The sequence below is a fragment of the Pedobacter riviphilus genome, from assembly GCF_014692875.1.
Classification (GTDB): Bacteria; Bacteroidota; Bacteroidia; order Sphingobacteriales; family Sphingobacteriaceae; genus Pedobacter; species Pedobacter riviphilus.
Genome location: NZ_CP061171.1, coordinates 3,133,120 through 3,145,578 on the forward strand (window position 1 = coordinate 3,133,120; position 12,459 = coordinate 3,145,578).

The 12,459-nt window shown below is 42.7% G+C and carries 3 protein-coding genes; all 3 read right to left on the minus strand.

Translation table 11 applies throughout. From position 1 onward, the window contains the following. Positions 1–2 precede the first annotated feature (2 nt). Positions 3–2,948, minus strand: a complete 2,946-nt coding sequence (locus H9N25_RS12900; protein ID WP_190326139.1) for a SusC/RagA family TonB-linked outer membrane protein — start codon at positions 2,946–2,948, stop codon at positions 3–5. Positions 2,949–3,688: 740 nt separating this feature from the next. Beyond that, complete coding sequence (locus tag H9N25_RS12905) at positions 3,689–10,480, minus strand: LamG-like jellyroll fold domain-containing protein (RefSeq protein ID WP_190326140.1); 6,792 nt, start codon at positions 10,478–10,480, stop codon at positions 3,689–3,691. 98 nt (positions 10,481–10,578) lie between these two features. Beyond that, entirely contained in the window at positions 10,579–11,073 is a 495-nt protein-coding gene (locus H9N25_RS12910; RefSeq protein ID WP_190326141.1) for an alginate lyase family protein, read from the minus strand. Positions 11,074–12,459: the final 1,386 nt, after the last annotated feature.

Here is a 12,459-nt window from a genome sequence, read left to right on the forward strand (position 1 = left end):
AACTATTTAAAATCAACTTTTAATCCGGCAATAAACATCGTTGGCAAGGAAAGTCCGTAGCCGGTATCAATACCGCTGGTATTAACCAGTTCGGGGTCGCGCCCGGAGTATGGTGTTATTTTGAATAAATTATTCGCAGAAACAAAAACATAAAAGGACTTAAATTTTGTTGCCTTATTCGACTTCAACAACTTGTCGGTTAGATCGAAACCAAGGCTAACGCTTCTCAGCTTAAAAAAAGAGGCATTTTCTAAAAACAGGTCCTGCTCTGTCCGATAAGGAACAACCGGACTCCAGGGGTTATATATAGGATATAAAGCCGTATTACCCTGTTCCTGCCAAAACGTAAACTCTTTTACCGAATTGATGCTGTTCTCTGCTTCCTGGTTAATGAAATTGAAGCGGTTAGCCATATTTTGATTCAGCACTTTTCTACCTAAATTAAAATAGAAACTGGTTTGCAAGTCCCATTTTTTGTATCTCAGGCTGTTGTTCCAACCTCCTGAAACCACAGGTAATATATGCCCCGTTAAAATCTTGTCTTTATCGTCAACATTATAATCACCATTAATGTCTGCCCATTTCGGATCTCCTGCTTTTAATTCGGTGCCTTTATAGGTCATTTTATTTCCTGTAGATGGATTTACAGGAACCTCGTCATCAGCATTGTATATACCATTATTCTTTAATACCCAAAACTGATCAACGGCCTGGCCAACCTGTAACTTTCTATCATCTATAATAATTTCAGATAAGCCGCCCGGCAAAGCTTTTAAGGTATTCCGGTTAAAATTTATATTAACAGCGGAGTTCCAATTAAAACTTTTCTTTGCAACAGATTTTAAAATATCTGCTGATAAAAATAAATCGACACCCTTGTTATTAATATCCATACCTGGCTGAAACAATCCTTTATAGCCATACTCTGCAGCCCCCGGAATATTAATCAACTGATTTTTTGTTGTTGTTGAATAAAAGCTCAGTTCTCCTACAATCCTGTTTTTAAAAAACCCAAAATTTGCCCCTGCACTTAACTGCTCGTTATAACTCCAGGGTATATCATAACCCAGATATCCATATAGGTAAGACCTCATTAATGTTGCGGTATTCAGGTAAGAAGCAATTCTGAGTTCATTTGTCCAGCCAGCTTCTGATGCGTATTGCGTTCCCAACGAAATACGATCGGTTAATTGAGCCATACCAATCCGCCCCACACTGGCTTTAAGCGTTAAAGCCGAAATGATCGGAGACTTTGAGAGTTTGTGATTTTTGATGTCCCAGGCCCCTGAAATTACTGGAGAAAAGAACCAACGGTGAACCGGTTGCATATTAGATGCGCCATCGGTTCTGAGCAATAAACTTGCGCTGTAAAAATCTTTGAACTTATAGGTTGCAGCACTATAAAAAGATAAAAGGTTTGTAGCGGTTTGGTCGAGAAACTTGAAGGTTAACTGGTCTTTAAAAGCGCCATTGGAGCTAAAACTGCCTGCTTTGAGCAAATTCACCTTTAAATAGTCGCTTACGCCTTTATAAGCGTAAGAATAGCTGTACCGGTCTTTATCCCATTGGATAGAACTGCCTACTGAGAAATCAAAGGAGTGCTTCGAATTTAGGCTAATTTTGTAGTTGAGCGAATTATCATAAACCAGGCGCTGGCTAAGCCCAAAATAGTTGGATGCATAGTTCGAATTATCTAATAATGTACTCGGATAAAACAGGTCTCTTCCCCCTTCATTGTAACTCACTCCAAAACGGGTATTGTAGTTGATATCAAACGGTAGTTTGATCGCCACATTTAAAAAACCATTCACAATATTATTATAATTCTTATCAAATCCTTTATTGTACTCATTGATGAAAGAATTGTAACTGTCAATATTTGGTGCAGGAGCCTCTGCTAAGTCTGGTAAATACCCCACCTCTGCGAGGCGGTCCCTGTTGTACCTATTCCGATTCCGGTCTAACCGGGTACCTTTTATATTAGCACTCACCGTTATCCAGCTTCTCGGTATAATATTCAGGTCAATAGAGGTGTAATATTTATTCAAAGAAGTTTCGTCTGCGTTGCCTGAGCTTTTTTGTGTTCCCACATTAAACTTAAAGGTGGCTCTCTTAGACCCTCCAGACATTAAAGCATCAGCATTATATATTAATGCATTTTTATAATAAGCATCTGCCCAGGATGACTCACCATAATATTTGGTTGTAATTGAATCGCGCAAAAAACCAGGATAGGACTGTAACTGTGCAGGAGTAGCATATCTGGTGTAAAAGCGTTGTCTGAAACTATCTTCGTAACCCCCATTTAAGGTGGTAATTGATGGTTTTGCTGCAATACCAAGAGAAGAGTTAAAACTTATATTTGATGTTGTTGACCCCGCCCTTGTTCGGATATAAATTACACCGTTTGCGCCGCGGGGTCCGTAGATTGCCGTTTTAGACAGATCTTTTAATACTTCTACTGATTCTATATCAGCAATATTTAATCCCGCAAGCAGATTGGTTGACGGGCCAATTCTATTAAAACTATAATCAGGGCGTTGTATATCGTAGGTATATGGGTTTTCGCTTGAAAGAACAGGCAATCCATCAATAACCACCAATGGTTGGGTTTTTAAAACGTCTTCCTGCGTAATCAACGGAGTAGATGTACCATGAACAAACATGTACTGATAAGTGCCTGGCTCGCCACTAGCCTCGGTAGCAAACAACCCTGAAACATTGCCTTTTAGATATTGCTGTATACTATTAGCTGGAAAGTTAGATTTTATAGGCACCGGAACACTCTGAAGCCCCTTTGATTTGATCGGTTGCTTTTTGATCAGGATTTTCGAAGTATCTTCTAAAGGCTTTTTACTCGAAAGTGAATCAGATTGAACTTTTTGAACTGCACTTGCAGTACTTAAAAAGCCCAGCAAAAAAACACACAAAACAACAATAATACGCATAGTTTGTTCGTTGATAATAAAAGTTCTTAGGACGGTTAGCTCTAAAAGATATTTTTGAACATTTTAGATTTAACTGGTCTATATTGGTTAGTTATTTACTCAGAGGTGAGTTAAGCCTCCGTGTGATGAAAGATTTCTGAATTAATCTGCTCCCAATTTGGTCGGTCTTTATCCGTTTCCTGCGGTTTAATTTGCTGTGGCAAATTTTATATACAGTAATGTGAAACTTTTAAAGTGGCATGTTTTAATATATCCGGTTCTCAAGGGCGAAGATTAAGGCTCTTCAACATCTCATCTAAAGCTTTTTCAAGCTATTTACCCAATAGACACGGCTCATCAGATTTAATACTCTGTTTATTTTAAAAAAATAAATATTTATCTATAGGTATTCGAAAAGTAATCTCCGAACAGGAAAAAAATGATCGGCCCCCAGGTGGCTAAACCCTTCTATTATAGTTTACTAATAGGAACATACAACTGCGGGTTTTTCCATTTTTAAATCAAGCCGGTTAATCTATCAGCTATCGGATCGGGCTTAAAGTACCGGGAATTTGTTCTTTATGGCAGTTTTTTCCCTTGCACCGGCCTTTGTTAAACAAATCGAACTCAGGTTTATCGTTTTCAGACTTCCATTTATATCTGCCTGATGGCTAGCATAACTAAAAATCACAGATCAGATAGTGCATAAAAAAACCGCCCCATAATTGCTTATGAGACGGTCTTTTTTGTCAGATGATATTTTATTTATCTACGATCAGCCTGATCGGTGTTAGTTTATTCAGATACACGAAATAAACGCCTAAACGATAATTTCCTGATAAACCCACCTGCAGATCGCGGTCTGCAGCGCGATAGCTTCCGCTCTGCATTACCCGGCCTACTACGTCTCTGATGGTTACCGTAATATTCTGATCTCTGAGATCCGGCGTAAGCCTCACTTTGAAAGACTGCTCTCTAACTGGATTCGGATAAATGATATTGCTGGTTAAAGACTCTGGCGTAAGAGGCTGTGCCGTGATTACATCTGAACGGGACTGTGTACTTGAAAGACTACCCGTAGCAGGCGCTGTTCCGTACACCAGTTGCCCTTTGTAATACAAGGTAATATGTGCATTGCTGTCCATTGCGGCTTTTGGCAGATACGAATGATCGTCAGCCTCGTTAAAGGCAGACCAGTTGCTTTTATAGATGCGGAACTGGATGTTTCCGGTACTGCTTAAAGGATGCAGTTTCCCTGCCGACTGGTCGATCGATAATTCCAGGTGGCTATCGGCCCCGGCCAGCGAAGGACTGATCTCTGTAAACTGCCCTTTGATCTTGTTATTCCCCAGTTTGGCATAATCAACTACCATATTTAATCCGGCTGTTCCGTCTTTGCTAAACCAGTAACGCGCAGTCAGATCACTATAATCAATAGCACTGTTGCCTGTGTTTTTAATGGCAATAAAAGCACTGATTGTATTGCTGTTTGCATTCTGGTTTTGATTCTGATACAACACATTCAGTTTAGTTATAACTGGTACAAGTGCCGGTTCTTCTCCAGATATCAATTTACCATTGCGGTATAAGGTTATCCGGTTGTTTGTTCCGTAGCTGCTGGTATTGGCCTGGTAAGAATAATCATCTGCTTCTGAGAAATTAGACCAGTCTTGGTTGGCAAACCTGGTACGGATTACCCCGCTGTTGCTGTTTGCATTTAACTTTCCGCCAGGTATAAAACTATATTCCATGTAACCCAGCGCTCCAGAAGCAGGATTTGGTAGTTGTACGTATTTCATTTTCACGTTACTGTTTCCCATCTGGGCATAGTCTATCCAGGTATTTATCCCGGCGTAATTTTCTGCTGTAAACCAGTAACGCAGGGTTAGCTCATTGTAGTTTATCCCGATCGAATCCTGGTTAACCAGGCTGAAATTTGGCCTGATCACATTGTTGGTGAGCTGGCCACCATCGCCATCCATTGATTGTACCTGGATATTGAAAGGGATCACGTTAAACGGCTGGGTCGAACTAACTGAAGCATAAGTGTCGTTCCCTGCCTGTATTGCCGTAATAACGGCCGTTCCCTTACCTACCACCTGCAGTTTATCATTTACGATCTTGGCAACCGTGGTATCGGAACTCGAATAGCTAACCGGTAAATTAGCATTTGTTGTCGCACTTAATGTTACATCGGCATCTCCTATCCTTTTGGCAGGTAAGCTGGCGAAACTAATGGTCTGTTCAACTTTATGAACGGTTAAGGCCTGGCTTACAGGCGCGGCAGCCGCATATATTGCATTGCCTGCCTGGGTGGCGGTAATGGTGGTAACACCTGCCCCTTTAACCTGGATCATATTGTTGGCAACCCTTGCCACCGTGGTGTCTGAACTGGCATAACTGATGGCCAAACCCGAACTGGAAACTGCACCAGCGTTAAAGCTCGTATCGGTAACCGTTTTTTCTGGCAAAGCATTAAAGGTGATGGTTTGCGCAACTTGATAAACGGTTAAGGCCTGGCTTACAGGCGCGGCAGCCGCATAGGTTGCATTGCCTGCCTGAGTGGCGGTAATGGTGGTAACACCTGCTCCTTTAACCTGGATCATATTGTTGACAACCTTTGCCACTGTGGTGTCTGAACTGGCATAACTGATGGCCAAACCCGAACTGGAAACTGCACCAGCGTTAAAGCTCGTATCGGTAACCATTTTTTCTGGCAAAGCATTAAAGGTGATGGTTTGTGCAGTTGTTAAACTTTCGGCAATCTCCGCATCACTTAATGCCCTGCTATAGATCTTAAATTCATCAATTGAGCCCTTAAAAAGGGGATCATTAAACTGCGATTTACCCAGGTAATTCAACGTAGTGCCCGTAGTTGTACCTGAAGCGGTGAGCTGCGAAGGTTTAATGTTCAGGTTGGTATTGGTTGATACCAAAGTACCGTTAATGTACAGCTTTGCCGTATTTCCTGATTGGGTAACGGCCAAATGTGTCCAGGTATCCAACGGAAAAGCAAAGTTGGCACTTACGTTTAACTCTGTACCCCCGTTTTTAACGGCATAACGAACCGTTGATAGCTTTACACCATTTACAGTAGGCGTTCCCTGCTGAACGGTAAGGAACATATACTGTGTGGTACTGGTACCAAAATCGAATACACGCATCCAGGTAGAGAGTGCATCCATCCTTACCCAGGTCGAAACGGTAAAATCGGATACTGTTTTTACAATCCCTGCTGGCAAGGTAGCGTAAGAAGTAGCTGTACCATCGAGTTTTAGCGAAGTTCCATCTTTTCCGGCTGCACGGGTTGCCGTTGCCGCCAATGTTCCGTGTGTAGCGCCCCAGCTGTCAATAGCGCGGGTTCCGCTCCCCTCATCGAATTTAAGGTAAGTAAGCTGGCCAGCCGCAGGTTTTGCGGTTACCGCTGTACCCGGAGGCAATTCTCCTATGCTATCAACCGCTGCAATTACATAATAATAAGTAGTTCCATTGCTCACACCGGTATCTGTAAATTTAGGGCTACTTGTACTACCCACTGCAATATAAGGACCTCCTAATGCGGTTGAACGCTTAACGTTATAGGTAAAATTCTGAATAGCATCCCATTCCAGTACATTTTTTGCATCACCTGCAGCAGCAATTAAATTGCTTACCGCATTATTTTTCACCGTTAAGGTGATCGTTTGTGTATTGGTAATGCTGTCTTTAACAGCACCTATAATTACTGGAAAAGTACCATATTCGGTAGGCGTGCCTGATATTACGCCCGTTGTAGCATTTACATTTAGCCCGGCTGGCAAACCTGTTGCCGTAAAATTACTTAATGGCTTATCGGTAATGGTATAGCTAAATGGCCTACCCAATAAAGTAGTAAGCTGTGTATTAGTGGTAATGCCAACCAACAAGGTTCTTGCTTGTGATATTGGCCCATACACTTCATCTCCTGCCTGCGAAGCCGTAATGATTGCTGTTCCGGCCGATACGATATGGACATTCCCTTCCACTATAGTTGCAACTGCAGGGTTCGAACTGGTGTATTCTACCGGAAGCCCTGAAGAAGCGACAGCTTCCGGATCAAAATCATCACTACCTACCAGTTTTGGTGTAATGGTATTGAATGTAATGGTTTGGAAAACCTTCATGCCCTCTACAATTTCAGAAGCACTTAAAGCCCGCTTGTAAATCTTAAACTCATCAATTGAACCTCTGAACATCGGATCATTAAATTGACCTCTGCCAAGGTAGTTTAAATTTGTACCGGTAGTAGTACCCGTAGGGGTAAGTTGTGAAGGATTAATATTAATTGCGGTATTGGTTGATTTCAGCACGCCGTTGATATACAATTTGGCGGTGGTTCCGGATTGGGTAACCGCCAGGTGTACCCAGGTATTCAACGGGAAGGCATATGGAGAAGTTATACCTAACTCTGTACCCCCGTTTTTAGTTCCATATTTAACGGTTGATAAGGTTACCCCATTCGCTGTAGTGGTTCCTCCCTGCACGGTAAGGTACATATACTGGTTAGTACCGGTACCAAAATCAAATACACGCATCCAGTTGGCAAGGGCATCCATTTTTACCCAGGCCGAGATGGTAAAATCAGTTACCTTACTCACAATTCCGGTAGGAAATGTAACATAAGAAGTGCTTGCCCCATCCAGCTTAAGGGCATTTCCTGTTTTACCTGCATCACGTGTTGATGTAGCTGCCATAGTGCCATAAATAGTTCCCCAGCTGCTCACACAACGGTTTCCGCTGGTTTCGTCAAACTTCAGGTAAACCATTCCTACATTCCGTGAGGCCGAAACTTCCGGACTGGATGCAACACCATCCGGCGAAGCAACGATGTAATAATAAGTTGTCCCATTCACAACAGCAGTATCAGTAAAGGCTGTGGTGTTCACTGTGGCAATATCGGTATAAGGCCCGCCTGGTGTGGTTGAGCGTTTGATCGTATAGGTTAAATTTGCAATTGGGTCCCATTCCAGGATGTTTTTTCCATCGGTAGCCGAAGCAGTCAGGCTTATCGGAACCGTTCCAACCGGTACAAAACGGAACGGAAAAGTATAGGGAACCGGGTCATTATCATTTCCAAGCACAGCAAGTATCTGATTGCCATTTTTATACCAATAGCCGTTTCCAGCGTTTTGTGCCCGCTGAACCGCATACGAGGTACCGTTACCATAAATATTAAATGAATTGTAAGCGTCGTTGTAGGCAATAACATTACGGCCAAATAAGGCATCCTCATAAATATAATTGCTAAATGCCGGAAGTGGCGAGCTCAGGCAAATAATTTTATACCTGCCATTCCCTTGCTTTTTCACATTCCACATTTGAGTTAAGGGATTAGGATTCAACACATCAAATAAGGGCCTGTTCGTCTCGTTTTTCGTCCATAACGAATCGCTGTCAAGCGGTTTAAGATAGTAATTCCCGTCAGCAAGGCTATTCGTATAGTAATACATGGTAGCCTTATACCGTTCCATCGCATTCTCCAATATCGTAACATAGTCACTAATCTGAAAAACTGTTGATTGGGGGTTGTACAAGGATTGTACATGGGTGATACTATCGTTCAACTGTACCTTGGCCGCCACCGGAAATTTACCGCCTTCCACTGTTGTACTCGTTTGGGTGGTATCGCGTAGTTTTATCGCTTCAGCCAGTGTTTTAAGGTAAGCAGAAGACATGTCTGGTTGCGTAACCGGTTCTATTCTATAAATCTGGTTGGGGTTATCCAGCCACCTGTTCAGGTTCATTGCGGCACCATTTAACGTACTCGAGCTGGCAACCTCTAGTGCTTTCTGGCTTGGTTTCCCCACAATACTGAACGTGCTGTTCTCCCGGTCCTTAATAGACCATATCTGGGCTGAATCTGTAGCCGAATAACTGCGTTGCTCGATAAGTGCATTATTGGTTATAGCGTTGTTCACCACATCCATCGCTTTCCCACTCCGCAGGTTTACAATCTTATAATCGGTACCTGATAAAGGCGTTATTCTCCAATGCTGGTTACTGGAAGAAGAATAGGCATTTTGTCCCAATAAGGCCCCTTCGGCTGTTGATCCGTTTTTAACCTCCACGGCTTTATTGCTGTGTACGGCTATAATCCGGTACACCCCATTAAAACTATCTGAATTTAATACCTGCGGAACCGGTGGCGCCTCCGGAGTACCTCCGTCTCCTGGTGAATCTGCACTGGTGCCCGCAGTATTTACTGCACAAACTTTATAATAATAAGTCTGGCCGTTTGATAAATTATTATCCAGAAATGTATTTCCGGAAAGGCCTGTAGCAATGGTAGAATAGCTCCCGTTCAGGGAAGACGCCCGTTTAAGCGTATAGCTCACTGCGCCAAAGGAGGATAACCACCTTACCCGCATCTCTTTATCTCCGGGATAGGCATATACCGAAAGCGGGGCTTGGGGTGCAGTAACCACTCCGCCCTGCCCGCCGGTAATACTCACATTACTAAAAGTAGCGGTATTTAAAGCACCGCTGCCAGATGAACAAACCGCCAGGCCAATGTAGGCCCTGCCGGTAAAGCCAGTATACCTGCCCTCATGTGAGGCCGCCCAACTTACCCCATCAGGAGAATAATAAACGGCAACCATCTCCCCTACACGCTCAACTTTCACCCAGTAAGGAATGCTGGTTACCGGTCTCGACGCTTTCTCATAATAAGCACCACCCCTTAGTTCTGACCATCCATGCATAAACGCCTCGGCTTTCACCTCAGGCGTTATCGCTATCCATGCCCTTTGCGCGGCATTAGGGCTCAGATCAGAACGGAGCATTACCCCCGCTTTAGAACTGGAAGTAGTACCCTCAACAGATTCTACTTTAGCAATGATGGAACAATTTCCGGTCACTTCCTTATATACAAAGTGCAAGGCATCTGCCCCATGGGTCCAGATATCTCCTTTTCCTTTTACCGTCCACACATTGTTATTGTAGGAACTGCTTCCGGCAGCCGATACCGTGCCTATATCAACAGAGGTTAAGCCCCCTGTTCCAACTTTTGTAGGCTCAGGAACAATTTCTGTTTGCGTCGGTACCGTGGCTGTAGCGTTGTCTTCTGATTTATAGAACCAGGTAATTACCGGGTCAAAACGTCGGGGGATGTTATTTAGCAGTTTGTTCAGGTAAACCGAACTTTGCTTTTTACGGACGATATAGGCCCCATGGGCTATAGTCGGGCCAAACCTTCCCTGATCCCATGGAACGGTTACATCATTTAAATAATAGGCATCAATAGTGCCAAAAGGAACGTAAGGGATGGGCAGGCTTAAATTTTTCCTGGAAAAATATTCGGCATTGGCCATAATCCGGTCTTCCAGGTCCGAATAAATGTCGATACCCTGTTTATAGAGCACTTCTGCAACGAAGGCCAGGTTGTTCCAGGTACCATGGGCATGCCCCTGGTCTCTTAAACTTTCTCCGTTCTGGCCACTGGGTAAGGTATTTTTAATTCCGCAAGAGGCGATATTTCTCGCCAGGTATACGATATGCGCTATCTTGGCGGGATCATCGGAAAATGCGGCGATCACCGCTCCTGCAGATATACTCAGGTTACCTTTATTGGATGGGCCTATAGCATAAAAAGTGCAGCCCGAAGCCGGCCAGTATACGTTGTTAAAGAGGTTTTTTACGGCTGCTGTGTTCGCCGCCGTCCAACCACTCCAGCTGCCGCGGAGGATAGAAGCCGCGCCCCCATAGGCATAGGCATAATCCCTAAGTCAAGGTTGCCCAACTGGCCTCCAAACTCTGTTTGGGTAGTGGCCCAGGCAATTAAAATATCCCTCGCTTTTGCAGCATAAGCTTCATTTTCAGTAAAATACCACATTAGTGATAAATAAAAGGCCGCAGTCATATCGTTTCTCCAACGATAAAGGTTTAAATCAGGGCTACGGGTAACCGTAGCAAAAGCCTGATATGTGTAGGTCAGTTGCGCCTTGCCATCGGCAGCCATAACATCATAAGCCTGTTTCCAGGGATAATCTCCGGCCCTAATGTGTGCTTTTAAGATACTCAGATCAGAAGCCGACAGCGGAGCCCCCGGATGCACGAAGGTTTGGGATCGTGCCGAGAAGCAAACACTCAAAATGAATAACAGCAGGATAAAAAAGTACTTGTTCATCATATTTAATGGTTTAGGTTATTAATTATTTAAAAGGTTGCAGAAAATTGAAGTGCCACGCAAAACTTTTAACAGGTTCTTTGCTAAAAAAAAGAATGTCTGATCTGTTGAATAGTGCCAAAAGCAGCACAGCGGTGTATCGTCTTTCGGTATACGTTCAGGAAGATGCTTACAGGCCATAGCCTGGGCATGATGCGTTTTAAGTGAGACCATTTGTTAATTTATTCGAGCAATATTTTAGTGTTAAGCGTTGGCATATAGTACCCTATATGTTTTCATATAGACAAAATTATTATTTGCCCATACTCTCTTTGTAAACAATATTCTACAAACAAAAATTAATAACCAGTAAAGTATGGCATTATATGATATACATTTCTTTAGTGGCCCGAAAGTACAGCAGGCAAATTATGCCCATATTATATATTTGTTAATCTATTGATTTAAGTCAAAGTTTGCCGCCAGGAACAAAAAAGTTCGGCTCATCGCGGGCAATACCTGGGAAATAGAAGGAGTAGCGATAACAGAAAACTGACTTTTTTGGTAGAAATGTCAGAACAATGAAATATTGATAGGCGTTTGCGTCTGCCCTGCTGAGTTGGTTTGATTTTTGAATTGTTGTCCGTATGAAAAAGTATCTTCCATATTTGTTTGCCTCTGGCGTTTCAGCAGCAGCCATTATATCCTCCTTCACTCTGGCCGACCCTGAACTGGGAATTTCAACAGCTTTCTTAAGCTGGGTAACCTGTTTCTGGATTATTTCCCGAGACAGGAAAAACCGCAACTGCCTTTCATAAGTTTAGCATTCCATTAAGGCTCAAAGTTACCTGCGGCCGTAGCCGGTTCGCAAAGGGCTTCGGATATTACATCGCATTTTCCATTGATGGAGGCTATGCTCACCAATCATATAATATCGATCTAAAACAAGCAATTGTTGGAAACCACCAGTTACTACAATGATCTATATTTCACACATACTGTCGAAATATGAAATAAGTAGGTTATCAACGAAAGTTAAACAGACTATAGCCCAGATTGAGTCAATTAATTACTGTTATTTTTTTATCTAGTGTTCGAGTTTTCCGACCAGCTGGATACATGGCAGTGACCGTAAATGAAACAAATAAATTCATTAGGTAATAAGATCATTGATCAGAGCCTATTCCAAGTACAAATCTTTATGTGGTAACCAACGGCTTGCATCGGATGGCAGTTATTTTATCACACGTATTCATCTGTGTATATCTTCCTATCTTTGGGTATCTTCGCTCGGTTATGATGTCTGAACACAAACTGGAATTCTTCGAATTATTTGGTGTGGTTTTGATGGAAGTAATAAGGGAAAGCAAAAGAAACTTTCCCTTATTATAATATATTCTGATATCCCTG

Bases quoted from the DNA above. Each gene is read 5' to 3' on its own strand.
- H9N25_RS12900 (WP_190326139.1), bottom strand. From the start codon at position 2,948: ATGCGTATTATTGTTGTTTTGTGTGTTTTTTTGCTGGGCTTTTTAAGT.
- H9N25_RS12910 (WP_190326141.1), bottom strand. From the start codon at position 11,073: ATGATGAACAAGTACTTTTTTATCCTGCTGTTATTCATTTTGAGTGTT.